Below are 25,778 nucleotides of genomic sequence, written 5' to 3'. Positions count from 1 at the left end.
AGGTTTTCCTGCCGGGCACGACACGTCTCAGAGCAGGATGGGACCGCCGGTGGAGCCTTCGCGGGCGATCGCCGAGTAGGCCGCCGCCAGCAGCGACGGATCCGGTCCTTCGAGGCGGCCGGGCTTGGCCAGGCCGTCGAGCACCACGAAACGCAGCACACCCGAGCGGGTCTTCTTGTCGGTCTGCATCGCGTCCATCAGCTGCGGCAGCGCGTCACCGTCGTAGGTGACCGGCAGGCCGACGCTCTCCAGGATGGTGCGATGCCGGTCGGCGGTGGCGTCGTCGAGACGACCAGCCAGCCTGCCCAGCTCGGCCGCGAAGACCAGGCCGACGGACACGGCGGCGCCGTGGCGCCAGCGGTAGCGCTCGCGGCGCTCCACGGCGTGGCCGAGGGTGTGCCCGTAGTTCAGGATCTCGCGCAGGCTCGACTCCTTGAGGTCGGCCGCGACGACGTCGGCCTTGACCTGGATGGCCCGCCGGATCAGTTCCGGCAGCACGTCACCGGTGGGATCGAGGGCGGCCTCCGGGTCGGCCTCGATGAGGTCGAGGATCGCCGGGTCGGCGATGAAGCCCGCCTTGATGATCTCGGCCATGCCCGCCACGATCTCGTTGCGGGGGACCGTCTCGAGGGTGGCGAGGTCGACCAGCACGGCGCTGGGCTCGTGGAAGCTGCCGACGAGGTTCTTGCCCGCCTCGGTGTTGATGCCGGTCTTGCCGCCGACCGCCGCGTCGACCATTGCCAGCAGCGTGGTCGGCACGTGCACGATGCGCACGCCGCGCATCCAGGTGGCGGCCACGAAGCCGGCCAGGTCGGTGGCCGCGCCGCCGCCGAGGCTCACGATGGCATCGTTGCGGGTCAGCCCGATCCGGCCGAGCACCTCCCAGCAGAACCCGGCCACGGCCAGGTCCTTGCCGTCCTCGGCATCGGGGATCTCGATGCGGTGCGCGTCGATCCCGGTGTCGGCCAGTGCTTTGCGCACCACCTCGGCGGTTTCGGCCAGCGGCGGCTGATGGAAGATCGCCACGGTCCGCACGGCGTTGCCCGCGGTGACCGCCTCGACGAGGTCGCCGAGCAGCCCGCGGCCGATGATCACCGGGTACGGGTCGGCGGTGCGGACCTGGATGGTGGTCGGCTCTGTCACGTGCGCTGCTCCGATTCTTTCTGGTCGTTGTTCTTGCGTCTGCCGCCGCGTCGCCGCGGCCTGTTGCGCCGCGCGCGATCGGCCTGCGTCGCCGCGCGGTCGGCCTCGCCGGGCTGGCCGGCTCCGGTCCGCTGCCCGGTCGGCGCCGGTGTGCCGGTGCGCTGGCCCGCCGGGCGATCCGGCGATGCCGCACCGGACTGCTCGGTGCCCGCCGCGCGCGTTGCCGCCCTGCCGTCGGCGTCGCGGTTCGTCCCCGCGGCCGAGCGGATGCGGACACCGCCACGACGGGATCTGGTCCGCCGCGACCGTCGGGTACCGGTCGTCCGTGCACCGGCGGTCTCACCCTGCGGTGTGCTGCCTCGGGTGGCTGTGGCGTCACCGGCCTGTGCGGTGTCGGTTCCGGATCGTGTTGTCGCCGAACCGGTCCGGTCGATCGCGTTCTGCTCGTTCGCCCTGCGGGCGGCCGCGGCGCGCGCCCTGGCGCGTCGCCGCGCCCTTGACCGGTTGCTGCCGATACCGGGCCTGCTGGTGACCGAACCCGAAGCGGCGGAGCCGGTTCCACCGGCGGTGCGCTCGGCCTCGAGGTCGGTGCGCACCGATTCCAGGCCGAGTTTGGCCAGGATCATCCGCACCACCCGGCCGGGACTGCGCCCGTCGGTACGCACCCGGACCGTGGCCACCTCGCGGTAGAGCGGGCGCCGGATGCGCATCAGCTCGCGGTACTTGGCGCCGGGATCGGTGCCGTTGAGCAGCGGCCTGGCGTTGCTCGAACCGGTGCGCCGAAGTCCTTCGCCCACACTGATTTCCAGGTAGACCACGGTCGCCGCGCGCAGCACCTCGCGGGTCTGCGCCGACAGCACCGACCCGCCGCCGAGAGAGACGACGCCGTCGTGTTCGAGCACGGCCCGGCGCACCACCTCCTCCTCGATCCGGCGGAACTCCGGCTCGCCGTCGGTGGCGAAGATCTCGGGAATGGTGCGGCCGGTGTCGGCCTCGATGCCCGCGTCGGTGTCGTAGAGCTCGACCCCGAGTTCCCTGGCCAGCTTGCGCCCGATCGTCGACTTGCCCGAGCCGGGCGGCCCGACCAGCACGACGCGCGCGCGAGGTGCGGCCGCCTGCTCGGTGTTCGTGGTCTCGCCGACCGTGCTGGGCGAGTCGCCGACGGACCCTTCGGTGCCGACAGTCGATGGGGGGCCCGCGTCGTTGTCCTCCGCGGCCCCCTCCTGCCCCTGCCCGGTCACGACGTGCGGCTGTCCGCGGGCACGTGCGGGCGGTTGCCGATCCGCTTGACGTAACTGGTGATGTTGTCGAGGGTCTCGGTCAGCGAGTCGCCGCCGAACTTCTCCAGCGCGGCCTGCGCCAGCACCAGCGCCACCATCGATTCGGCGACCACGCCCGCGGCGGGCACCGCGCACACGTCGGAGCGCTGGTGGATGGCGACGGCTTCCTCGCCGCTGGACATGTCGACGGTCGCCAGCGCGCGCGGCACGGTCGAGATCGGCTTCATCGCGGCACGTACCCGCAGGGCTTCGCCGTTGGTCATGCCGCCCTCGAGGCCGCCTGCCCGGTTGGTCGAGCGCAGCACGCCGTCGGGGCCGGGACGCATCTCGTCGTGTGCCTGGCTGCCCCGCCTGCGCGCGGTCTCGAAACCGTCGCCCACCTCGACGCCCTTGATCGCCTGGATGCCCATGAGGGCAGCGGCCAGGCGCGAATCGAGCCGCTGCTCGCCGCTGGTGAACGAACCGAGCCCGATGGGCAGGCCGTCGACGATCACCTCGACGACGCCGCCGAGGGTGTCGCCGTCCTTCTTGGCCGCCTCGATCTCGGCGATCATGGCCGCTTCGGCGTCGGCGTCGAACGCGCGGACCGGGCTGGCATCGATCGCGTCGAGATCGCGCGGGCCGGGGATGACACCGGTGGTGTTGGCCGCGGTGCCGATGGACACCACATGCGAGATCACCTCGACGCCGAAGGCCTGGCGCAGGAAGTTACGGGCGACGGTGCCCGCCGCGACGCGGGCCGCGGTCTCGCGCGCGCTGGCCCGCTCGAGGATCGGCCGGGCATCGTCGAAGTTGTACTTGAGCATGCCGGAGTAGTCGGCATGCCCGGGGCGCGGACGGGTGAGCGGCGCGTTGCGTGCCATTCCGGCGAGCTCGGCCTCGTCGACCGGGTCGGCCGACATCACCTCGGTCCACTTGGGCCACTCGGAATTGGCGATCTCGATCGCGACCGGACCACCCATGGTCCGGCCGTGGCGCACCCCACCGACCAGCGTGACCTTGTCGGCCTCGAACTTCATCCGGGCGCCGCGCCCGTAACCGAGCCGACGGCGCGCGAGCTGTGCGGAGACATCGTCCGATGTCACCTCGACTCCGGCGACCATCCCTTCCAGGAGGGCAACGAGAGCGGGACCATGGGATTCTCCGGCAGTTATCCAGCGCAACACGCCGACCATCTTCCCATGTCGACGCGCGTAGGCGGGCACGCGGTCCGACGTGACGAGCGGCACGTCGGTGGTGCGCGGGGCAGCGCGATGGCGGCCACCGGCCCGATCGTGCTGCATCGACCCGCTCCGGAACGTCATCGGGTGCCCGCGCCAGGTGCGTGATCGGTTCGGCGCGTCGCGGTGGTCATGCCAGCGCCATCGCGGTCACGGTGGCCAGGCACATGGCCGGACCGTGCGGCACGACGCGCCGGGACGGCGCCGACCGTGCGTCTACATGTCCCAGCACCGAACGCAGCCAGTGGCTGCCCAGCACCACCGCCGCGGCCGTCGCGGTGAGCAGCGGTGCGGCGATCGCGGCCCACACCCAGGCGGGCGGCCCGGCGAGCGCGGCGGCGGCGCCCAATCCCACCGCGAGTTTCACGTCGCCCGCGCCCAGCGCGGCGGGCGAGAGCAGATGGGTGACCAGGTACGGCATCGTCAGCAACGCGGCCCCGATCACCGCCGTCGCCAGGCTGTCGGTGCACAGGGCATACAGGAACACCGCGGCGGCACCGGCGCCGGTGAGCGCGTTGGGGAGCCGACGGGCATGGATATCGAGGACGCCGAGCAGCAGGCACCAGGCGATGAGCAGGCAGAACGCGGCAGTGGTCATGGATTGATCGTGCTGCGCCCTGGCCACCGGATCGAGACCTCGACCGCGAATGTGGACAACTCCGGGCGATGTGGACAACACCGTCTCCAGTTACGACGCCGACAGACGCGTCCACCCTGCGAAAAGTGCCGGGTTCGGTGCCGACGTGTCGCTCGTTCGGCGGTAGCGTTGACCCATGTGTGCTGACTACACGGGTCCCGATCACGCGGCACGACGCGGCGCCCTGCGTAACCTGCTGGTGGAGAATGGCGTCGACGCGCTGCTGGTGACCGATCTGGTCAATATCCGCTACCTGACCGGCTTCACCGGATCCAATGCCGTGCTGCTCGTGCACTCCTGGGACATGCGTGGCGCCGAGGACCGCACCGTCATCGGCACCGACGGCCGCTATTCCGCCCAGGTGGCCCAGCAGGTGCCCGATCTGCGGGCCGAGATCTCCCGGGCCACCGCGCGCCGCATCCTCGAGCTGGGCGGGGAATGGCAGCTCGGCCGGGTCGGCTTCGAGAGCCATGTGGTGACCGTCGCCGAACACCAGTCGTTCCAGGAGCAGCGGACCGGGCTGCAACTGGTGCCGACCAACGGGCTGGTCGAGCAGTTGCGCATGGTCAAGGACCCCTACGAGATCGCCCAGCTGCGTGCGGCCTGCGCGGCGGCCGACGCGGGCCTGGCGAGCCTGCTGGAGCGCGGCCTGATCCGGCCCGGCCGCACCGAACGCCAGGTGGCCCGCGACCTCGAATGGGCGATGTTCGAGCACGGCGCCGAAGCCGTCTCGTTCGAGACGATCGTCGCCGCAGGCGTGAACTCCGCCGTTCCGCATCACCGCCCGACCGGCGCGGTGCTGGCCACCGGCGACTTCGTGAAACTCGACTTCGGCGCCGTCGTCGACGGCTACCACTCCGACATGACCCGCACGCTCGTGCTCGGTGCGCCCGAGGACTGGCAGCGCGAGATCTACGAACTGGTCGCCCGCTCGCAGGCGGCGGGCAGGGAGGCGCTGAAACCGGGCGCCGAGACCGCCGAGGTCGACGCGGCCGCCCGGGTCGTCATCGAGGACGCGGGTTACGGCCCGCAGTTCGTGCACGGCCTCGGACACGGGGTCGGGCTGCAGATCCACGAAGCGCCGGGAGTGGCGAAAACGAGTACCGGTACACTTCTTGCTGGCGTGGCGGTGACCGTCGAACCAGGTGTGTACCTTCCCGGCCGCGGCGGGGTCCGGATCGAGGACACGCTCGTGGTGCGCGAAGGGGTCCCGGACCTGCTCACCCTCACCAGCAAGGACCTGACCGTCGTCGAGTGACGCCGGTCCCCCAGAGACCGCAGTAAACGAACGAGGAGATCCGAGGACAGTGGCGGACACCAGCGACTTCAAGAACGGCCTTGTGCTGAAGATCGACGGTCAGCTCCAGCAGATCGTCGAATTCCAGCACGTGAAGCCGGGTAAGGGCCCCGCCTTCGTGCGGACCAAGCTGAAGAACGTCGTGTCCGGCAAGGTCGTCGACAAGACCTTCAACGCGGGCGTCAAGGTCGAGACCGCGACCGTCGACCGTCGCGACATGACCTACCTGTACCACGACGGCACCGACTACATCTTCATGGACGGTGACACCTACGACCAGATCTCCATCCCGGAGGCCACCATCGGTCAGGGTGCGCGCTTCCTGCTGGAGAACATGGGCGTGCAGGTCGCCGTGCACGAGGACGCGCCGCTGTTCGTCGAGCTCCCCGTCACGATCGAGCTCGTCGTGCAGCACACCGACATCGGCCTGCAGGGCGACCGCTCCACCGGTGGCACCAAGCCCGCCACCCTCGAGACCGGCGCCGAGGTCCAGGTCCCGCTGTTCATCAACACCGGTGACAAGCTGAAGATCGACTCGCGCGACGGCAGCTACCTCGGCCGCGTCAACGCCTGATCGTGACGGACTCGCCGGCAGACAAGAAGGGCTCGTTCAAGAAGCTGGGCGCGCGCCACAAGGCGCGCCGCCGGGCCGTCGACCTGCTGTTCGAGGCGGAGGCGCGCGATGTCGACGTCTCCGATCTGCTCGCCGAACGCGCTGACCTCGCGACCCGCGACCAGAGCGTGGCCCCCGTGCACGCCTACACCTCGGTCCTGGTCGAAGGCGTCGCCGACGACCTGGACCGCGTCGACGGCACCATCGAGGGCTACCTGCAGGACTGGACGCTGTCCCGCCTGCCTGCCGTCGACCGGGCGATTCTGCGGATCGCGGTGTGGGAGTTGTTCCACGCCACCGACGTTCCCCCGGTGGTCGCGGTCGACGAGGCCGTCGAGCTGGCCAAGGAGCTGTCCACCGACGACTCCCCGTCGTTCGTGAACGGTGTGCTCGGCCAGGTCGTACAGGTGGCGCCGCAGGTGCGCGCCGCCGCGGCAGCCACCAGGGCAGCGCGTCCCGCGCCGGAGGACCGGTCGTGACGAACAAGTACCTCGTGATGGTCATGCGCACACCGAATTTCGACCAGTCCGTGGTCGAACCGCACCGCGCGTTCCTGCAGGAGCTGCTCGCCAAGGGCCAGCTGCAGGAGAGCGGCCGGTTCACCGACGGCACCGGTGGCGCCTACGTCGTCCTGGCCGAAAGCCTCGACGCCGCAACGGCAATCGCGCACAGCGACCCGGTCCACACCACCGGAGCGTCGGAACTGACGATCTACGAATGGGAGATCGCCGTCTCGGCGTGAAATCTCTCCACTACAGCCGCGCATCCTCGAGGATGCGCGGCTGTCTCCGTTTCACCGGACGTCCGGTTCGGCATTGGCGACGGTAGCACGTGCCGCTGTATGGTTAGCTTCTGCTGCGGAAGGAGGCCGTGATGACCGAAGCCTTGCTCAAGATCGGTGAGCTCGCCGCCCGCGCCGAAGTCAGTACGCGCACAATCGATCACTACACCGGCATCGGTCTGCTCGCGCCTGCCCAACGCAGCGCAGGCAACTACCGCCTCTACAACCCCGCCGATGTCGAACGCATCCACCTCATCCAGCGTCTCGAAGCGCAAGGCATACCGCTGGAGGAGATCGCGACCGCGCTCAACAGCGGCCCCCGGGATATGAACGAAGTCCTCGCACGCCTCGATGACGATCTGCGGAACCTGCAGACCGTCACCGAGACCGCGCCCGTCGAGATCCACGGACTGCTCAACATCATCGCCACCCGCGTGCACTCGCTGATCGCGGTCGCCATACAGCTCCCACCGGACCTGCCGATCCTGTGATCAGTCGCCGGCGGTGATATCGGCGACGACGACGGTGACGTTGTCCGGGCCGCCGTTGAGCAGGGCGAGTTCGACCAGTTGCTCGGCGCACCCGGCCACGGTGCCTGCCGAGCGCAGGAACTGGGCGATCTTCTCCTCGGTGACCACGTCGGACAATCCGTCCGAGCACAGCAGGTATCGGTCGCCGGGTTCGGCATCGCCGAGCACCAGCGTCGGGGTGACCGGATCGCCGGTGAGCGCGCGCAGGATCAGCGACCGGCGAGGATGGGTTCTGGCCTGTTCGGCGGTGATGTGGCCCGCGTCGACGAGGCTTTGCACGAAGGTGTCGTCGTGGGTGATCTGGGATAGTTCGCCGGCGCGCAGGACGTAGGCACGGGAGTCCCCGACATGTGCCAGCCCGTACCGGGTGCCGTCGAACAGCATCGCGGTGAGCGTCGTGCCCATGCCGCTCTGCTCGGTCGAACGGGCCGCCTGCTCGGCGATGGCGTTGTTGCCGCGCAGGACAGCCTGCTCGAGACGGTCGAGCAGTTCTCCCTCGTGGTCGTGCTCGAGGGGCAGGAGCGCGGCGATCATCAGTCCGGAGGCGACTTCGCCCGCGGCGTGGCCACCCATCCCGTCGGCCAGCGCCAGCAGACGGGGCCCGGCATGGACGGAGTCTTCGTTGCCCTCCCGGACCAGGCCGCGATGAGTGCGTGTCGCGTGGGTCAGTTGTGTGTTCACGAGGACACCTTCGTTCGGTGGAGGTGGATCAGATTTCGGCAGCGGACTGCAACAACCGTTCCAGGACATCGGTGATCGTGAGCAGACCGACCAGCTCCGCACTGTCAGGGCTGGTGACCAGGCTCAGGTGGCTGCGGGTTTCGCGCATCGTGCGCAGCGCCTCGTACACGGGCACCGTTGTGGCGATTTCGAGCACCGGCCGCATGAGCTCGCCCGCGGTGGTGCCGGGTGCGGCGGTGAGGCTGTCGCGGACGTGGACCACACCGCGCACGCCGTCGCGATCGCGGACCAGCAACCGCAGGTGGCCGGTAGCGCGCGAGGCGGCCTGGATCGCTGCGGTATCGGCGTTCGGCGGCACAGCGCTCGGCGCGGTGTTCGGTGCGACGGTGTCGCCGACGGTCAGCTGTTCCAGTTCCAGTGCGCTGGTCAGGTTTCCGCGGTAGCGCTCGTCGAGGGTGCCGACGGTCGCCGAGTGTTCGACCAGGTGCCGAAGGCCTGCCGGATTCTGTCCGGCGTCGACTTCGCCGACCGGGGTGACGCCGACTCTGCGCAGGCACCAGTTGGCGGCGTGATTCAGTGCGACCAGCACCGGTCGGGTAAGGGTCATGAACAGCTGCATCGGCAGTGCGAGCAGGGTAGCCGACTTCTCTGGGTGCGCGATCGCCCACGACTTCGGCGCCATCTCGCCGATCACCAGGTGCAGGAAGGTCACCACGATCAGCGCCAGCACGAAACCCGCGACATCGGCCACCCACAGCGGTGCCCCGAGGTGCTCGATCAGCGGGGTGATCCAGTGATGCACAGCGGGTTTGGTGATCGCGCCCAGCGCCAGCGTGCAGACGGTGATGCCCAGCTGGGAACCGGCGAGCAAGACCGGCAACTCGGCCGAACCGCGCAACGCGGCCCGTGCGGCCCTGCTGGTCGGCGCGGCGTCTTCGAGCCGATGCCGCCGGGCGGCGATCAGCGCGAATTCGACGGCGACGAAGAACGCGCTGGCCGCGATCAGCGCGATCGTGAACGCGACGACAACCCAGGGATTACTCATCGCCGCCTCGTTCGGATCGGAGGGTCAGCGACACCGACGACGGCACGTGTCTACCGACCGCCCTGACCTCGGCGAGAACCGTCCGCGCCGCCGGGGGCTGTTCGACGAGGAAGTCGGCGCCGCTGGAGGGCACCGCGATTTCCACTTGGTCGCCCACCTGCGGCAGCCCGCCGAACACGCTGATGACCAGACCCGCGATGGTCTCGTAGTCACCGTGCGGCAGTTCGAGGTCGAGCAGCCGTTCGGCTTCGTCGAGATGCAGGTCACCGGCGACGAGCCAGCCTTCACCATCGGCGATGATCTCGGCGGTCCCGGAGTCGTGTTCGTCGGCGATCTCACCGACGAGTTCCTCGGCGATGTCCTCGACGGTGACGATGCCGGCGAACCCGCCGTATTCGTCGACGACCAAGGCCATCTCTTCGTTCGCGGCACTGAGCCGGGTGAACACCTCGGGCAGCGGCAGCGACTCGGGGACGAGCAGTGCCGGACGCATCCGGTCTCCCGCGGTGCCGGTCACCGGCCCGTCGAGCAGGTCGTGCAGATGGATGACGCCGCGCAGGTCGTCACTGCTGGTGCCGACGACCGGGTATCGCGTGTGTCCCGAACCCATGCGAGCCAGGACCTGCTCGGCCGGTTCGTCCACCGGCACGGTGTCGACCTGGGCCCGCGGAATCATCGCGTGCTCGGCGTTCTCCGAGGGAAAATCGAGGATCCGGTCCAGCAGCGTCGAGAGCTCCCTGGGCAGTTCGCCCGCCTCGCGAGAGGCGGCGACGATGTGCTCGAGGTCGCGCGGGGTCGCCGAATGCTCCACATCGTGGACCGGCTCGATCCGCAGCAACCGCAGCAAAATATTGGCCGACTGATCGAAAAGCCGGATCAGCCAGCCGAATACGCGGAGGTAGGCCGTCGTCGAGCGAGCCAGCCGGCGCGCCACCGGCTCGGGCCGGGCGATCGCGAGATTCTTCGGGAACAGCTCGCCGAACAGCATCTGCACCAGGGTGGAGAACACGATGGCGAGCACGGTGCCAACAGCCACGCCGACGGCTACCGGCACGCCGACCCCGCCGAGCAGCTCGCCGAGCCCGCGCCCGATCAACGGCTCGGCCACATAGCCGACGAGCAGACCGGTCACGGTGATACCGAGTTGGGCGCCGGACAACATGAACGAGGTCCGCCGGGTCACCGCCAGCGCACGCCCCGCCGCACTGTCACCGGTCTCGGCGCGTGCCTTGAGCCGCGATCTGTCCACCGCCATGTACGCGAATTCCTGGGCGACGAAGTACCCCGTCAACGCGGTGATGAGCAGGACGACAGCGACACCGGCGACGACGCCCAGGACGGTCAGCATGCGTCGGCCTCGTCCGAGGGGCCGCGGCGGGATCGCTCAGCGGCCGTGTACCCGGGAGGTCGAGGTTCGCGCGTGCCGCGAGATCCCTCCTGGTCTGATTCACCATCAGGCATACGCATCACACTAACACGTGCCACTGTATGGTTGCCGGTGCGACTTCGCGTACCGAGCGGTCGCGACGCTGCTCACCAATTCGCCTATCCGCCAGCTTGTTTCGGCTTCCGGCTCCGCCGGCTTCCGGGAAACCAGACAGTGGCACGTGTTAGTGTGCGAATGGTCGGCACCTTTCGTGCCGACACGATCGATGGGAGATATCGGTATGGGTGTCAGTTTGTCCAAGGGTGGCAATGTCTCACTGACCAAGGCGGCGCCGAACCTCACCGCGGTCGCGGTCGGCCTCGGCTGGGACCTGCGGACCACCACCGGAACGGACTTCGATCTCGACGCCAGCGCGATCGGGCTCGGCGCCGACAAGAAGGTCGTCTCGAGCGGGCACTTCGTCTTCTTCAACAACCTCAAGTCGCCGGAGGGGGCGATCGAGCACGCCGGTGACAACCGGACCGGTGAGGGCGAGGGCGACGACGAGGTGATCAACGTCGATCTGGCCAACACCCCGGCGACGATCGATTCCATCGTGTTCCCGGTCTCGATCTACGACGGCGCGAACCGCAGCCAGTCCTTCGGGCAGGTGCGCAACGCCTACATTCGCGTGATGGACCGCAGCAACGGTGCGGAACTGGCTCGCTACGACCTGTCCGAGGACGCGTCCACCGAGACCGCCATGGTCTTCGGTGAGCTGTACCGCAACGGCGCGGAGTGGAAGTTCCGCGCCATCGGCCAGGGTTACGCCTCCGGTCTGGAGGGCATCGCCCGGGACTTCGGCGTCAACCTCTGACGGTGATCCCGACGGCCTCCGCCGGTGGGTGTACGGGAAACCGGCGGAGGCACGACCGACGCCGGGTGGCGTGGTGTCGGGTGTGCGCGGGGCACGACGGTGATCTTGCTACCTCGAGTGCACTCGAGGTCAACTCGATTCAGCGGTCCGCGCGGACCAGTGGTGCGAGGAAGCCGGTGACCTGTGCGGTCGACGGCTGACCGAGGCGGCGGCCGAGGATGTCCGGGGCATCGGCGGCCGCGCGGCACCGGTCGGGGTCGGTGTTGGCTGGGTCGGCGGAATAGCGTTCGCCGATCATGATCGCTCGCCCTGCCTCGCGTCCGGTGCGCAGTTCGTAGACGGTGATCTCGTAGGTCGCCCGGAACAGGTTGACGGTGCGGCCGATGGGAGTGCCTGGGGCGGGCGGGAGTTGGCAGGTCTGGACGAGATCGCCCAGGCTCACCTGCTGCATGCACGCGATGAGCTGGACCGACGACGTGTCGCTCGGATGCCAGGCGCTGGACTCGCTGGTGGCGACCATCGTGGCGAGATCACCCGACAGGTAGATCGGCCGCGCGCCGTCGCGCTGGTATTCGGCGGCGTTCGGGAACGGTTTCCGGTCGCCGCACATCCGGTCGTAGTCCGACATCTCGAACCGGCTCGCCTGTACCGCGGTGATCGCGAAGAATCCCACCCCGAACAGCACGATGAACAGGATCAATCCCACGCCGGGACCGATCCGGATCCGGGGTTGCTTGCGTTCCCCCCGCTCCCGCACCGGGGTATTGCGCCACCGTTCGAGCCGTGACGGCCCGGTCGACTTGTTCTGTGCCCGCTCCCGCGACCGGCTCGACGCGGTCGGCCGCGCCGGAGGATCCTGTTCGACCCAGTCGGTCCAATGCGCGGAACTGTCGAATTGCTCCGCCGATTGTGCGGTGCCGCGGTGTGCCGGATCGGGGTCGTGCGACGAACTGGACGACCATGCCGCGGCGGCCCCGGCTACCCCGGCAGCGGCGCCGACCGCGGCTGCGGCGGCGGGCGCCGCGTACTCGGCACTCGGCGCTTCGAGGTCCGAGTATTCCGGTTCCTCGTCCGCGGGCCATGGCTCGTAGTCCGGATCGTCGTATCCCTGCGACTCGGGTGCGCCGACGGGATCGTTCTCGGGCGGAATCTCCCTGCTCACAACCTCGCTCGCGGCGCTGCCGTCGGCGGCCGAGTCGTCGTCGGTGTCATCCGAAGGTTCTGCGGCTGACTTCGTCAGTGACACAACACCAGCCGATTCGACGCCGGTCGGCTGGGCAGCGACAGGGGTGTCTTCGTCTGTGTCGCCTTCGCTCGGGTCCGCTGCCGCAGCGGTTGTTTCGTCGGGTGACGGAGTATTCGCGTCGTCGTCTCCCTCGACTGACTCGTCGCCGGCAGGCTCGCTCTGGAGATCAACAGCATCGTCGGAATTGGTATCGGCACTCGAATCCGCCTCTGTCACTTCACCACCCGATGCGTCGTCGGCGCCATAAGGCTCGGTTTCACCCGTGCTGGCCGATGGAACCACAGCGGTTTCCGCTGCGAAGGCCTCACTCGCGGCGTCGTGATCCAGCAACGGTGCGGTAGTTGCGCTGTCGTCGGGGGCTTCTGTCGAGGCCGAGGTGTTCTGCGAAGCGGGATCCTGTGAATCCTCCGCTGCGGCAGGAACACTCACCAATCCCGCCAAGGGCGAAACCGCACCGGCCGTGTCGCCTGCGGACACCTCGGCGCTTTCCGGCGCGGACGCCGTCTCGGATCGCTCCTCGGCACCGGATTCTTGTTCGGGAGAGCGCTGTTCGTGACCGTGCGTCGCCCCGGGCACCTCAGCCGAGGCTGCCGATGCGCGCGGCCGATGCGCGAGACGATCGATCGCGGCGAGAAACGCGGGCGTACTCGCCTGCGCGAGCCGTGTACTCACCCGCGACAAACCACTCTCCCCGGACCCCGCGGCAGCGTCCGTCTCCTCGGCGTCACCGAGTTCGATCGAGGCAGGCGCGGCAGGCCGGCTCGTGGTCGACGGATCGAGCCGCGCGGGAAAACCCTGATCCGCCAAGGCGACCCGGCTGGGCAGCAGGTGGCTGAGATTCAGTGCCGCGAACACCCTGCGGACATCGTTGACGCTGATCCGGACCGTGCGCCCGGTCTCGGCGTGGAAGTAGTCGTGCAGCGCCGTCGAGTCGTCGCGGTGGACGAGGACGGCGCGGTATCCGTCGGCGATGCGGGCCTCTTCGAGGGTGACCTGCGATCCCGGCTGGGGGACCAGCGCGACCACCGCGTTCACCCACCCGAAGATCCCGGACTGCTGCAGCAGGTTCTTCGCCGCGAATACCTGCCGCCGGACCTGGACGAACGGATTCGGCACGCGCACCGCGTGATAGAGCGCGGCCTCCTCGCCGCCGACCGTCCACGGCCCGTTGGGCGGGGTGGCCAGCGTGCCGTCCTGGCGGACGGTGAACCCCTTCACCTCCACCACGGTGGCGCCTTGCGGCGTGCACACCAGCGCGTCGACCTCGACCGATCCGCCCCGGCTCTCCGGCACATGGCACCGGAACACCGCGACGCCACCCACCGCGGACGCCAAGTCCCGGATCGCCGCGCCGACGACCTCTTCTGCGCCTTCGAGTTCGGTTTCGTCCGCGACAACGACGATCACCACGACCCCCTGCGTAACCGATTGCGGACCTCTACCAGGATACGACCTACGCCATCGAAACCGAATCCCGTTGCCGAGCAACGGGATCGGCAATCACGATTACCGCTCTCACCACGGGGCGCCGGGGAACCGCCCCGGCGGGGGTTCCGCGCCTGTGGGCCGGACCCATTCCAGCGGTGGCCGGGTCACCTGACCTGCGACGATGGCCAGTCCCGTCGGCCGGTCCACCGCGACGAACCCGAAGGGCCGGTCGATGCGCACCGAGGTGATCGTCGACCAGCTCCGCTGCGGAACGCCGCCCGGCGCCATGGCGACTGCGGAGACGGCGGCGGCTTCGAATCCGGTGGCGTCGAACCGGGCGACGACATTCTGGCCTGCGGCCTCCACGGCCAGCGGCGCGGGGCTGAGCCCGGGGAAGTGGCCTCGGTTCTGGTCGAGCGCGGCGGAAAGGCCGAACAGTGCGGCGTGGTCGGTGAGGTCGTGGGTGGCCGCGACCTCGAACGGCGGCAAGGTCAGCGCCACGGAATCATGGCCACCGTAGGTTTCCCGCCGCTCGACGGTCAGGCAGGGCGCGGTCGTGCCGACGGGGAGGTCGGTGCGCACCGGAACAGCACCGTCGAGCGCGGCGAGGCCCGCGGTGACCGCCTGCTGTGGAGCGCCCGCGCCGATGAGCAGGTGGACATCGAGTTCGCCACGGCCGGTGACGATCACCCGCGTCACCTCGTCACCGAGGACCGCAACGCTGCCATCAGGATAGGTGCTGCGGTACAGACCGGGGCCCCGATGCCCTTGCCACGGACCGGTTTCGGGCGTGTACAGGATCGCGTCGAACGGCGTCGCCCAGCGCGTGCGCGCCAGCAGCGCGGTCGCCAGTGCGAAGAGGGTGCTCTCGGTGATCGGGACCGGGAACTTCTCGATCAACCCGTCGGTCTTCTCCCGCGCCCACTTGTCCAGTGCGGCAGGGTCGTCGAGCGTCCCCACGGTGCCCGCGGGCAGGCCGGCGACCCAGTCGTCGCGCAACGGCAGTCCTGGCTGTACCCAGGCACCGATCGCCGTCGACACCTCCCGCGACGCGTCCAGCGATGCCAACATCGCCAGCCCCGCCGCCTGGGCCTGCTCCGCCGGAACCCCCACCGCAGCGGCCAGCTCGGCCCTGGCCTGCCCGCTCGCGGCACCGGCCAGCACCGCGAGCAACGGCCACAACCCGGCCGCCGACACCACCGCGTCCTCGCCCCCGAACGTCCGGCACCACCGCGCTGTCAGCTGGTTCGACGAACGGACCTGCCCCATCAGTGAACTCCCCATGCCCGGATCCTACGACCAGACCCCGACACTCCGCAGCCTCTGTCCCCGCCGTCGCGCCGTCGGTCAGTCCCGCACGATGCCCAGCCACACATAGTCCCTGGCCCGTGTCACCGCGACGAACTGCTGACGCATGGTCAGCTCGTAGCGTTCCCGCTCGGCCTCGGTGGTCGGCGGCGCGGGCTCGGTGAAGGGATGGATGACCGCACGGAAGTCCAGACCTTTGGCGCGGTAGACGGTGCCGACCTTGACGCCGGTGTCCTGTTCGGCGCAGCGGTAGTCGACCAGGTTCTGCGCGGGGATCCCCCATCGGCGGAGCAGGCCGAGCAGGTAATCCGCTTCGGCGTTCGTGATCGTGATGATGGCGGTGTCCGACAACGAGATTCCCTCGGCGACGATGCGATCCAGCTGCCTGCGGACCTGCTGGCCCACCTCGGCGCGGGTGCAGACCCAGTGTTCGGCGTTGCCGTCCGGCAATACCGAGTCGGTGAGGTCGATCGCCTGCGGTTCGCGCGTCTCGCTGTCCTCGACCGGCCTGGCTCCGGGAAGGCTCGCCGCCAGTTTCAGGATGGCGCGCCGGTTGCGGTAGTTCCTGGTGAGCCGTTCGCTGCGCCCGACGATGGTGATGCCGGCGTCGGCGAACCGCCAGCCGCCCGCGTAGATCTGCTGCTGCCGGTCACCGACGAACAACAGCGAGTTCGGCTCGCCGCCGGTGAGCGCATGGACCAAACGCACGCTCTGCACGGTCATGTCCTGAACCTCGTCGACGACGACCATCGCGTAGGGCCGGTCCAGTGGCTCGGCGCGCAGGGCATCGAGCGCGGCGGAGATGATGTCGTTCCCGTCGAAGCACTGCCGCTCGGAGCGGATCGACTCGTATTCCTCGTACAAGGCCCACACGTGTCTGCGCTGGCTGGTACGCAGTCCGACGCGCCGACCACGCCGATCCACCGCGGCGTACTGGGCGAAGCCCGCCTCGGTGGCGGGAATGCCGCGCCCTTTGATCACCCGATCGATCTCTTCCCGCCAGTAGCGGCGATCGGATTCGATGGCGACCAACGGGCCCGGTCGGCCCACGTGCATCCACGCCAGGTTGAACGCCGTCTCGGTGCGGGGGAGCTCCATCACCCGGCGAATACCTCTGCCCGACAGGAACTCCTGCGCCCAGGAATGCAGATTCGTGAAGGTCGCGCGGCCCGCCGCGTCGGGGAGCAGGCGCGCGAAGGCGGACTCCTGACAGGGTGGCAGGTTCTTCACCAGAGTCGTGAACAGCAGCGGCCCGGTGCTGCGCCGGGCACGATGGGCCATGCGATGCAGAGCCAGCACGGTCTTCCCGGTCCCCGCGGGCCCGACTATCCGCGCCGGACCGTTGTAGTTCCGGCTGACCAGCGCATTCTGCGCGGGGTCGAGGAACGCTGTCCACGTCGGGAACGGTGTGGCCAGCGCACCGGCGAGATGGTCGGTGCGCAGCGACTCCACCTCGAGCAGACCCGCCACCTCGACCGGCTCCGGCGCCGGGACGAGCTGCGGCATCGGTCGATAGTCGGAGTCGCGCCGGGCGGTGTGCTCGGCGAGCTCACCGGCCAACCGGGCAGGCATCACCGAATGCCGTCCGGTCAACCGGTGGACGGTCGTGTCGGTGCACACGACGAACCGGCCGTCCACGCCCGCGGACCGTCCCGGCGGCAGCACGAACACCAATTCGACTGTCTCCCGCACGAACTCGTTGCGATTCGGCCCGATCGCCACCCCGGTGAACAACTGCTCGGCATGCGCCCGCAGCCGCCGGACCTCTGCTTCGCCGGGCAGTTCGTCGACCACATTGAGAGCGAGCACACCGCCCTGCCCGATCAGCAGCGCGTCACACCGCCCCGCGGGCGCCGGCTGCGTGCGATGCAGCAGCAGCCGCCACCGCTGCAGCCCCGCCATCAGCAACGTGATGTAGACAGTGCGCGATCGCCCCGACAACTCCCCGCTGGTTTCCGCGAGCATCTGCTCGCCGCGCCGGCGCAGAATTTCCCGATCATTGCTGGACGTCATGTCGGCCACCCCTGCTTGGTCCGCGTACTCCGCCCCATCGAGTATGCGTGAATTACCCAGTAGCAGAAGTGGTTTCGTAGGAGACATCCCGCATCGGCGGACCGGCGACGAGAGCAACGCGGCGCACGTCTACGCCGCCTATGGTCGCAACAGCACCGTGCCGAGCGCGGTCCGCTCCTCGAGCTTGCGATGCGCGGCAGCGGCATCGGTCAGCGGCAGCACGGAGTCGATCCCGACGGCCAGCTCACTCCGCGCGGCGGCCGCCAGTGCGGCGGGCCGTTGCCGCGCGACTTCGCCGAGCCACGCGGTCCCCGCGCACCCGGTGAGGGTGAGGCCGCGCAGGATGAGGTCGACGGCACCGATCTGGGCGGGAGCGCCCGAGAGCCAGCCGTAGCTGAGGATGCGGCCGCTGAGCGGGGTGATGACGTCGAGGAGCGGGGTCAGCGAGTCACCGCCGATCGAGTCGAACACGACATCGACGGTGTCGCCCGCCAGGAGTTCGCGCAGCCGATCGGCCCAGCCCGGCACGGCATGGTCGATCACCTCGGCGGCGCCGTGTGCGCGGGCAAGGCGAGCCTTGTCCGCCCCGCCCGCGGTGGCGATCACCCGCGCGCCGCGTGCCACGCACAACTGGGTGAGGCAGCTGCCGACGCCGGTGGCCGACGCCTCGACCAGTACGGTCTCGCCGGGAGTGAGGGCCGCGGTGGCGACCAGGGCCATGGCGACCGACCCCGGCATCTGGGTCGCGGCGGCGAGCTCGGTGGTCAGCCCGTCCGGGATGACGATCACCGAACCCTGCTCGGCGACAACGAGTTCGGCGTACGCGCCGAAACCGCCGGTGTCGGTGACGACCCGGGCGCCGAGCAGGGCCGGGTCCACGCCGACGCCGAGCTCGACGATCGTCCCCGCCGCCTGGAACCCGAACACCGCGGGCAGCGGCGCGGGGAACGGGAACGCGCCCGCCCGCACCAGGGTCTCCGGATAGAGGACCGGGATCGCCTCGGCGCGAATGACGACCTGTCCGTTGCCCGGTCGCGGTTCGTCGACGTCGCGCGCCACCAGCACCGTGGGTGCGCCGGTCTCGGTCATTACGATTGCCTGCATCAGAACTCCATAAGTTGACTGCCGGTCCAGATAAATCGAACGATATGGACCGGCGGTCAACTTGTCAACGGATCGGCCGGTGCCGAGAAAGCGATGCGATGCCCGACCCACGCCCCACCGAACGCGCCGACGCCGCGCGCAACCGTCGAGCGATCCTCGAGGCCACCGCCGCGCTGCTGGCCGAACACGGTGCGGCCGGCGTGACGATGGATCGGGTCGCCGCGGCCGCGGGCGTCGCCAAAGGGACCATCTTCCATCGCTTCGGCAGCCGGGCCGGTCTGCTGTACGAGCTGGTGGCCGAGGGGGCGGCCGAGATGATGGCGGCGGTGCAGGGCGGGCCGCCGCCGCTGGGGCCCGGCGCGCCTGCGACCGATCGGCTACTCGCCTTCTTCGACGCGATGACGACCATGGTCACCGCCGACGTCGAGCTGATCGCCGCCTACAAGGCCATGCCCCCGCATCCGCGCAGTGCGGAATTCCACGCGTTCTGGGCCGAGCACATCACCGGGTTGCTGCGCGAGGTCCGCCCGGAGATCGACGCCGAGACGGTGGGCGCGCTGCTGCTGTCGATCATCGGCGGGGAACTCGCGCAGCAGATGGCCAGGGCTGGTGAGGTCGACCGGCTGCGCGCGGGGGTGCGGGAACTGGTGCACTCGGTGCTGAGCGCGCCGTAATCCGCTTCTGCTCGCGGTGTTTCGTCGGCCGGTGCCCGCAGCAGGGCGGGGATCACCGGACGTTGCGCGGGCGGAACTGGATGCTGATCCGCGGGCCGACCGGCCGTGACGTTTTGGGAACCGCGTGCTCCCAGGTGCGCTGGCACGCGCCGCCCATCACCAGCAGATCGCCATGGCCCACGGTGAATCGCAGGCTGGCCCCGCCGCCGCGTGGTCGCAGCAGCAGTGCGCGCGGTGCGCCGACCGAGACGATCGCGACCATGGTGTCGTTGGTGGCGCCGCGGCCGATCGTGTCGCCGTGCCAGGCGACGCTGTCGCGGCCGTCGCGGTAGAAACACAGGCCCGCGGTGCGGAACGGCTCGCCGAGCTCGGCGGCGTAATGGTCGGTCAGGGCCTCTCGTGCCGCGACCAGGATCCGGTCGGGTAGCGGGTCGTTCTCGCCGAAGAACGACACCAGCCGGGGCACGTCGACGACCCGGTCGTACATGGGCCTGCGCTCGGCATGCCACGGCACGCGTTCGGCCAGGCGCTCGAAGACGGTGCTCGCGCCGCTGAGCCAGCCGGGCAGGACATCCACCCAGGCCGTCACGTCGAGCTGGGTGCGCCGGATCGTCTCGATCGAACCCAGCGCAACCGCATCACCGTCGAACAGTGAACCTTGCAGGGGCAGCGACATGCCCGCCAGTCTACCCCGTGTTCGAACGTATGTTCGTATTAGCGGTGGGATTGCCGAACCAGCGGGCGAGGTGGTCGTCGAGGCCGGGCTGGTGCTCGCCGATCCAGGCGACGTGGCCGTCGGGCCGGAGCAGGACGGCCGGAACATCCAGTGCCGCGGTGGGATCCGCGATGAGGTCGACCCGGTCCGACCAGCCCTCGACGGACAGACGTTCGGTGCGGTCGAGCACCAGGCCGCGGCCCCGATGCAGTCGCTCGTAGAGGCGGCCCTGCTTCAGGTCGATATCGCCCAGGCGGCGTCCGAGCAGGTCGGGGCCATCGCCGAAGTCGTAGCGGATGGTGATCGCGGCGATCTTCTCGATCAGATGGCGGTTCACCTCGTCGAAGTCCATCAGTTCGGTGAGCAGCCGGCGCACGGCCCGCGCGCCCGGTTCGGTGGACGACAGCTGCACCTGGGCGCGGGTGTTGTCCAGTACGTCAGCGGCGACCGGATGACGTTCGGCCTGGTAGGTGTCCAGCAAGGTTTCCGGCGCCAAGCCGTTGACTTGCGCGGCCAGTTTCCAGCCGAGGTTGACCGCGTCCTGAACGCCCAGATTGAGGCCCTGACCGCCGGCGGGCGGGTGGATGTGCGCCGCATCGCCGGCCAGCAGCACCCGACCGATCCGATACCGCTCGGCCAACCGGGTGGCATCGCCGAAGCGGGACAACCAGCGCGGGGAGTGCACACCGAAATCGGTTCCGGCGATCGCGCGCAACCCTTGCCGGAAATCCTCGAGGGTGGGCGGCTCCGCGCGATCCTCGCTGACTCCCACAGCGGGGACGACGACGCGATAGATCCCCTCGCCGAAGGGGCCGAGACTGAACGCCGGAGTGGTCGCGCGGATTTCGGCCACCTGGGCGGCGATCTCCTCCAGCGGCACACCGACTTCCATCTCACCCATCAACGTCTCGGTCCGCGAGGGCTCGCCGGGAAAGCCGACGCCGAGTAGTTTGCGCACCGTACTGCGCGCCCCGTCACAGCCGACGAGATACCGCGCACGCAGCCGCTCCCCGTCGGTCAGTTCGACGGTCACCCCCTCGTCGTCCTGCTCGAAACCGGCCACCGCGCAACCACGCCGGACCCGCGCGCCCAGCGCGATCGCATGGTCTCCGAGCAGATGTTCGACGACCGGCTGCGGGATGCCCAGCTGATAGGCGTAGGTGGAATCCAGGCCGTCCGGCGTGGGTGTGGCGATGGCGGCGAAGATGCCGCCGACCGGACGCTGCCGCCCGCGTTCGAGCAAGCGATCGAGCAGTCCGCGCATCGCCATCAGCTCGAGGCTGCGCATATGCAGACTGACGATGCGGACGAACGACGACACGGGCTCGGGTTCCTTCTCCAGAACCAGTACCCGCACATCGTGCAGCCGCAGTTCGGCGGCCAGCATCGCACCGGTCGGCCCGCACCCGGCGATGATCACGTCGACCATGAACCACCCCTTCGCTGAATCCGGATTTCCGCAGGTCCTGGCATCGGCTGCCCATTGTGCGGTACCCCGGTTCCTGCCACAAGCGAATTTCGACGGCGTTCTGTGAACCGCGAATTCGGCGACGGCCGCTGCGCGCGGGAGAAGGGGGAATCGGAACGCCCAGCGCTCCTTGCCCCTTCCAAGGTATAGCCGACCCGGGGGCTTGCGGCAAGACCCCGGTCGTCCTGCACAATCGCACGTCGATGTTCGGACCAGCGAAAAACGGGAGTAACGCAGTGCGTGAGATGAAGACCGACGTGATCGTTGTCGGCGCGGGCCCTGCCGGACTGATGCTCGCCGGGGAGCTGTCCCTGGCCGGTGTGCGGCCCGTGGTGCTGGAGCGGCGTGCGGAGCCGGGCACCGCGCACAAGGCGAGCGGACTGGGCGGCCGGATCCTGGATGTGCTGCGATACCGCGGCCTGCTCGACCGCTTCGCCGCGGTGGGCAGCCCGATCCCGGCGCCGATCTTCCCCTTCGGCGGCATGCATGTCGATTTCAGCCTCCTGGCCGACGTTCCCATGGACGCGATGGGGATTCCGCAGGCGCGCGTCGAGGAACTGCTCGCCGAGCGCGCCGTCGAACTCGGCGCCGAGATCCGCCGCGGGCACGAGGTGGTCGCGGTGAGCCAGGACGACAGCGCGGTGACCGTGGACGTGCAGGGACCGGACGGGCCGTACCAGGTGACCACGCAGTACCTGGTCGGCTGCGACGGCGGACGCAGCCGGATCCGGGAACTGGCCGCGATCCCGTTCCCCGGCAACACCTTTCCCGAGGTCAACCGCCTCGGCGTGGTCACGGTGCCGGACTCGGTCACCGTCCTCGACGACGGCGGCCTCGACGTCCCGGGCCACGGCCCGATCAGTCCCGGCTTCACCCGCACCGAGCGCGGCGTCTTCGCGATGGGGCCGGTCGACCCGGCGGTGCGCACGATGTTCTTCCAGACCACCGAGGACGATCTCACCGAATACGACAACGACGACCCGATGACGCTCGCCGAACTCGGTGACAGCGCCCGCCGCGTGCTCGGCTCGGAGCTGCCGCTGGGCGAGCCGATCCGGTTGTCCCGCTACCAGTTCCAGGCACGGCGGGCCGACCGCTACCGGGCGGGCCGGATCCTGCTCGCCGGTGACGCCGCCCATCTGCTCCCCGCCACCGGTACCGCGCTCAATGTCGGCATGCTCGACTCGGTCAACCTGGCGTGGAAACTGGCTGCGACCGTGCGGGGTTGGGCGCCGTCCGGCCTGCTCGATACCTACCACGACGAACGGCACGCGGCGGCGGGCCGGGCGCTGCAGCAGACTCGCGCACAGGCGGCGCTGCGCCGCGGCCAGGACGAGGCAGCCGATGCCCTGCGCGCGGTCTTCCAGGAACTGTTCGCCGACGAACCCGCGCTGCGCCGCCTGGCGGGCATGATCTCCGCGGGCGACGTCCGCTACCCGATGCCCGGCGCAGATCCGCACCCGCTGGCGGGCACCTTCGCTCCCGACCTCACGCTGCTCACAGAGGCAGGCACGACCAGCGTCGCGGAACTCCTGCACACCGCCAGGCCCGTCTTCCTCGACCTCGCCGATCGCGCTGACCTGCGCGAGCTCGCCAGGGCGCGGGAGCCGCGAATCGAGATCGTCACCGCCAAAACCGAGGATCGTCCGGCCGACGCGCTCCTCATCCGGCCCGACGCCTTCGTCGGCTGGGCCGCGGCCGTCGACGAAGCCGCCGACACCGCGACCCCGGCCCTGCGGGACGCGCTCGACCGCTGGGTCGGACAGCCCTGACGAAGCGGTCGCGGATCAGCGGGCGACGGCGGTCGCCTGCTCGATCCGCGACAGCTTCTCGGGATTGCGCACCACGTAGAGACCGGTGATCGACCCGTCGTCGATCCGCGTCGCGACGACACTGTCGAGCATCCCGTCGATCCGGATGACCAGCGCCGGAGCGCCGTTGATCTGCACCAGTTCGGTCGAGACCTGGCCGCCGACCCGGGGCAGCCCGGCAGCCATCAGCCGGGCGACCCGGTCGGCGCCGACGATCGGGCGCACCACGGCCTTGACCACGCCGCCGCCGTCGGCGAGCAGCACGATGTCGGGCGCGAGCAGGTCGAGCAGGCCCTGCAAGTCACCGGTTTCGACCGCGCGCCCGAAGGCCTCGAGCGCGTGCCTGCTCTCCGCCGAGGACACCGTCCCGCGCGGCCTGCGCGCGGCGACATGGGCCCGCGCCCGATGCGCGATCTGGCGCACCGCGGCCGGGGTCTTGTCCACGGCGGCGGCGATCTCGTCGTAGGCCAGGTCGAACACCTCGCGCAGGACGAACACCGCGCGCTCGACCGGCGCCAGCGTCTCGAGGACCAGCATCATCGCCATGGACACGCTGTCGGCGAGCTCGACGTCCTCGGCGATGTCCGGCGTGGTGAGCAGCGGCTCGGGCAGCCACGGCCCGACGTAGGTCTCCTTGCGCCTGCCGAGCGTGCGCAGCCGGGTCAGGGCCTGGCGGGTGGTGATCCGGACCAGGTACGCGCGCTGGTCACGGATGTCGGCCTGCTCGACGTCGACCCAGCGCAGCCACGTCTCCTGCAGGACGTCCTCGGCGTCGGCGGCCGAACCGAGCATCTCGTAGGCGACCGTGAACAGCAGATTGCGGTGCGTCACGAACGCCTCGGTCGCCGGGTCCATTCCCTCGGTCATGGGTGGTCCTGTCTGTCGGTGGCTGTCTTGCCCATGAGACGCCGCACCGCGCCGTCGTGTGACATGTCGGGGGAGTGGGCTGGGTCACGTCCCATTCTCGCGTTGAAATCCGGGGTGGGCTGTGGATTACTCCTGGAGTGAGCGCGATGTCTACGACCGAGCGGCCGAGCCGTGCCATGCTGCCCGGCTGGTCGGTGCCGCTGGTGTTCGTCGTCGCCGCGACGTCGCAGTATGTCGGTGCGGCACTGGGCGTTTTCCTGTTCGGCACCACCGAACCGGCGACCGTCGCGTGGCTGCGCGCCGCGGCCGCCGGGGTGGCACTGCTGGCCTGGCGGCGGCCGTGGCGCAGCCGGTGGACGCGGCGGGGGATCGCGGTGGCGGCCGGGTTCGGCATCGTCACCGTGTCGATGAACATCGTGTTCTACGAGGCGATCGCGCGGATTCCGCTCGGCACCGCGGTCGCCATCGAATTCCTCGGTCCGGTGGCCGTGGCCACCCTCGGCTCGCGCCGGGCGAGGGACTTCGTCGCGGTGGTGCTGGTCGCCGTCGGTGTGGTGCTGCTGGCCGGTGTGCAACTGGATGCCGAACCGGTCGGTGTGGCTTTCGCTCTCGCCTCGGCGATCCTGTGGGCGGCTTACATCCTGGTCGGTAAGCGTGTCGCCGACAGCGGCGACGGACAGGATTCCCTCGCCGTCGGCATGGCGGCCGCGGCCGGACTGCTCGCACCGGTCGTGCTGATCCCGCAACTGGCCATCGACGCCGCGGTGTTCGCCGACCCGCGCACCTGGTTGCTCGGGCTCGGCGTCGGCGTGCTGTCGAGTGCGGTGCCGTACGCCCTCGACCAGGTGGTCCTGACCGCGGTCGGCCGGGCGCGGTTCGCGTTGCTGCTCGCGCTGCTCCCGGCGACCGCGACTGTCGTCGGTGCCCTCGCGCTGAGCCAGCGGCTCACGATCCCGGAGCTGGCGGGTATCGCGCTGGTCATGCTGGCCTTGACGGTCAGTGCCCTGCCCACCCGCCAGCCCGCGCCGGAACCGCCCGCGCCGCTGTAGCGCGATGGCGGGCGGTGACCAACCGGTCGGCGTCGCGCTCGCGATGCGCGGCAGGCGGTGCGACGGCTTGACCCTCACGTTGCGTAAGGGTCGACGATGCCCGGATGAGCACACCATTTCCCGCTTTCGAGATCAGCCCGGTCCCCGTTCCCGGTCCCGGCGCCGTGGCTCCCGAACCGTTCCACGGCATCTACGGCATGCCGATGTTCGTCACCGTGCCGTCGGTCGATCTGACCGTGTCGACGGACTTCTGGGTCAGCGCACTCGGCTTCTTCGACCTGTTCTCCGTCCCCGGTCAGCTGACCCATCTGCGCCGCTGGACCTTTCAGGACGTCCTGCTGGTCTCGGGCGAACAGCGGGACGACACACCCGCCATGACGGTGAGTTTCTCCTGCGTACTCGGCGAGATCGACGCGATCGCCGCCGCGTGCGAAGCGATGTCACCCGGCTGCACGACCGGTCCGCGGCTCATGCCGTGGAACTCGATCGAGCTGGAGGTCCGCACCCCGGAGAACATCCGGGTCGTCATGACGGCCGCGCGGCCATGGGACCCCGACAGCCCGGAGGCCGCGCACCTGCGCTCGATCGGTATCGAGGCACCCGAGCTGTGACGGTCATCGGGCAC

General features: G+C 69.8%; 23 protein-coding genes and 1 pseudogene. 10 read left to right on the top strand and 14 right to left on the bottom strand.

The window, feature by feature from the left end:
- Positions 1-27: 27 nt before the first annotated feature.
- The 4 genes and pseudogenes from aroB to ACWF9G_RS25635 form a co-directional block, all read right to left on the bottom strand.
- Entirely contained in the window at positions 28-1,143 is a 1,116-nt protein-coding gene (aroB, locus tag ACWF9G_RS25650; RefSeq protein WP_452518393.1) for a 3-dehydroquinate synthase, read from the bottom strand.
- 608 nt (positions 1,144-1,751) lie between these two features.
- Positions 1,752-2,234, bottom strand: a pseudogene (locus ACWF9G_RS25645) (shikimate kinase); the annotation flags it as partial.
- A gap of 146 nt (positions 2,235-2,380) precedes the next feature.
- Positions 2,381-3,589 (bottom strand): chorismate synthase, encoded by a 1,209-nt coding sequence (aroC, locus tag ACWF9G_RS25640; RefSeq protein ID WP_379310286.1) that lies wholly within the window; start codon positions 3,587-3,589, stop codon positions 2,381-2,383.
- A 184-nt stretch (positions 3,590-3,773) separates the two neighbouring features.
- Positions 3,774-4,241 carry a prepilin peptidase gene (locus tag ACWF9G_RS25635; protein WP_452518392.1) on the bottom strand — a complete coding sequence of 156 codons (468 nt, stop codon included), beginning with the start codon at positions 4,239-4,241 and terminating at the stop codon, positions 3,774-3,776.
- Positions 4,242-4,416: 175 nt separating this feature from the next.
- Between ACWF9G_RS25635 and ACWF9G_RS25630 the strand changes: the two genes are divergently transcribed.
- The 5 genes from ACWF9G_RS25630 to ACWF9G_RS25610 all read left to right on the top strand — a co-directional run bounded on the left by ACWF9G_RS25630 (position 4,417) and on the right by ACWF9G_RS25610 (position 7,462).
- A complete protein-coding gene (locus ACWF9G_RS25630) occupies positions 4,417-5,538 on the top strand; it encodes a M24 family metallopeptidase (protein WP_379310270.1) in 1,122 nt (373 codons plus the stop codon).
- Between the two features lie 49 nt (positions 5,539-5,587).
- Positions 5,588-6,151: an elongation factor P gene (gene efp, locus ACWF9G_RS25625; RefSeq protein WP_379088395.1), complete on the top strand. Its 564-nt coding sequence runs from the start codon at positions 5,588-5,590 to the stop codon at positions 6,149-6,151.
- Positions 6,152-6,153: 2 nt separating this feature from the next.
- Entirely contained in the window at positions 6,154-6,669 is a 516-nt protein-coding gene (nusB, locus tag ACWF9G_RS25620) for a transcription antitermination factor NusB (protein ID WP_189023664.1), read from the top strand.
- Positions 6,666-6,932, top strand: a complete 267-nt coding sequence (locus tag ACWF9G_RS25615; RefSeq protein ID WP_379310269.1) for a YciI family protein — start codon at positions 6,666-6,668, stop codon at positions 6,930-6,932. Before nusB ends, ACWF9G_RS25615 begins: the two co-directional genes overlap by 4 nt.
- 131 nt (positions 6,933-7,063) lie before the next feature.
- A complete protein-coding gene (locus ACWF9G_RS25610; protein WP_452518389.1) occupies positions 7,064-7,462 on the top strand; it encodes a helix-turn-helix domain-containing protein in 399 nt (132 codons plus the stop codon).
- Here the strand turns inward: ACWF9G_RS25610 and ACWF9G_RS25605 are convergent, their stop codons facing one another.
- Genes ACWF9G_RS25605 through ACWF9G_RS25595 form a run of 3 tightly spaced genes read right to left on the bottom strand, consistent with a single transcriptional unit; the run spans position 7,463 to position 10,575 of the window.
- Positions 7,463-8,182, bottom strand: coding sequence for a PP2C family protein-serine/threonine phosphatase (locus ACWF9G_RS25605; RefSeq protein ID WP_379308290.1), 720 nt, complete (start codon positions 8,180-8,182; stop codon positions 7,463-7,465).
- A gap of 28 nt (positions 8,183-8,210) precedes the next feature.
- Positions 8,211-9,227 (bottom strand): hemolysin family protein, encoded by a 1,017-nt coding sequence (locus ACWF9G_RS25600; protein WP_452518387.1) that lies wholly within the window; start codon positions 9,225-9,227, stop codon positions 8,211-8,213.
- Positions 9,220-10,575 carry a hemolysin family protein gene (locus ACWF9G_RS25595; protein WP_452518385.1) on the bottom strand — a complete coding sequence of 452 codons (1,356 nt, stop codon included), beginning with the start codon at positions 10,573-10,575 and terminating at the stop codon, positions 9,220-9,222. The genes ACWF9G_RS25600 and ACWF9G_RS25595 overlap by 8 nt, the downstream gene beginning before the upstream one ends.
- A 319-nt stretch (positions 10,576-10,894) precedes the next feature.
- Between ACWF9G_RS25595 and ACWF9G_RS25590 the strand changes: the two genes are divergently transcribed.
- Positions 10,895-11,470, top strand: a complete 576-nt coding sequence (locus ACWF9G_RS25590; protein WP_379308293.1) for a TerD family protein — start codon at positions 10,895-10,897, stop codon at positions 11,468-11,470.
- A gap of 139 nt (positions 11,471-11,609) precedes the next feature.
- On the opposite strand, the gene ACWF9G_RS25585 is transcribed toward ACWF9G_RS25590, so the two are convergent.
- The 4 genes from ACWF9G_RS25585 to ACWF9G_RS25570 all read right to left on the bottom strand — a co-directional run bounded on the left by ACWF9G_RS25585 (position 11,610) and on the right by ACWF9G_RS25570 (position 18,569).
- The gene (locus tag ACWF9G_RS25585) at positions 11,610-14,126 is read right to left on the bottom strand and encodes an NERD domain-containing protein (RefSeq protein WP_452518383.1); all 2,517 of its coding nucleotides are present in this window, start codon (positions 14,124-14,126) and stop codon (positions 11,610-11,612) included.
- Between the two features lie 105 nt (positions 14,127-14,231).
- Positions 14,232-15,428, bottom strand: coding sequence for a serpin family protein (locus tag ACWF9G_RS25580; RefSeq protein WP_452518381.1), 1,197 nt, complete (start codon positions 15,426-15,428; stop codon positions 14,232-14,234).
- A gap of 63 nt (positions 15,429-15,491) precedes the next feature.
- Positions 15,492-17,465 (bottom strand): UvrD-helicase domain-containing protein, encoded by a 1,974-nt coding sequence (locus ACWF9G_RS25575; RefSeq protein ID WP_452518379.1) that lies wholly within the window; start codon positions 17,463-17,465, stop codon positions 15,492-15,494.
- Between the two features lie 138 nt (positions 17,466-17,603).
- Positions 17,604-18,569 (bottom strand): quinone oxidoreductase family protein, encoded by a 966-nt coding sequence (locus ACWF9G_RS25570; RefSeq protein ID WP_452518377.1) that lies wholly within the window; start codon positions 18,567-18,569, stop codon positions 17,604-17,606.
- A 98-nt stretch (positions 18,570-18,667) separates the two neighbouring features.
- Here ACWF9G_RS25570 and ACWF9G_RS25565 point away from each other — a divergent pair, with 98 nt between their 5' ends.
- The gene (locus ACWF9G_RS25565; protein WP_452518375.1) at positions 18,668-19,243 is read left to right on the top strand and encodes a TetR/AcrR family transcriptional regulator; all 576 of its coding nucleotides are present in this window, start codon (positions 18,668-18,670) and stop codon (positions 19,241-19,243) included.
- Between the two features lie 52 nt (positions 19,244-19,295).
- Here ACWF9G_RS25565 and ACWF9G_RS25560 read toward each other — a convergent pair whose 3' ends face one another.
- Positions 19,296-19,919 carry an alpha-ketoglutarate-dependent dioxygenase AlkB gene (locus ACWF9G_RS25560; protein WP_452518373.1) on the bottom strand — a complete coding sequence of 208 codons (624 nt, stop codon included), beginning with the start codon at positions 19,917-19,919 and terminating at the stop codon, positions 19,296-19,298.
- 10 nt (positions 19,920-19,929) lie between these two features.
- Positions 19,930-21,387 carry a rifampin monooxygenase gene (gene rox / locus ACWF9G_RS25555; protein ID WP_452518372.1) on the bottom strand — a complete coding sequence of 486 codons (1,458 nt, stop codon included), beginning with the start codon at positions 21,385-21,387 and terminating at the stop codon, positions 19,930-19,932.
- A 284-nt stretch (positions 21,388-21,671) separates the two neighbouring features.
- Between rox and ACWF9G_RS25550 the strand changes: the two genes are divergently transcribed.
- Positions 21,672-23,198 (top strand): FAD-dependent monooxygenase, encoded by a 1,527-nt coding sequence (locus ACWF9G_RS25550; RefSeq protein WP_452518423.1) that lies wholly within the window; start codon positions 21,672-21,674, stop codon positions 23,196-23,198.
- 15 nt (positions 23,199-23,213) lie between these two features.
- On the opposite strand, the gene ACWF9G_RS25545 is transcribed toward ACWF9G_RS25550, so the two are convergent.
- A complete protein-coding gene (locus tag ACWF9G_RS25545) occupies positions 23,214-24,104 on the bottom strand; it encodes an RNA polymerase sigma-70 factor (protein WP_452518370.1) in 891 nt (296 codons plus the stop codon).
- Between the two features lie 146 nt (positions 24,105-24,250).
- Between ACWF9G_RS25545 and ACWF9G_RS25540 the strand changes: the two genes are divergently transcribed.
- Together ACWF9G_RS25540 and ACWF9G_RS25535 are read left to right on the top strand one after the other, a co-directional pair.
- Entirely contained in the window at positions 24,251-25,153 is a 903-nt protein-coding gene (locus tag ACWF9G_RS25540; RefSeq protein ID WP_379308302.1) for an EamA family transporter, read from the top strand.
- A gap of 104 nt (positions 25,154-25,257) precedes the next feature.
- A complete protein-coding gene (locus tag ACWF9G_RS25535) occupies positions 25,258-25,764 on the top strand; it encodes a VOC family protein (RefSeq protein WP_452518368.1) in 507 nt (168 codons plus the stop codon).
- Positions 25,765-25,778 lie beyond the last annotated feature (14 nt).

The organism is Nocardia sp. NPDC055029 (genome assembly GCF_053608525.1).
This window is presented reverse-complemented; position numbering and strand designations above follow the sequence as displayed.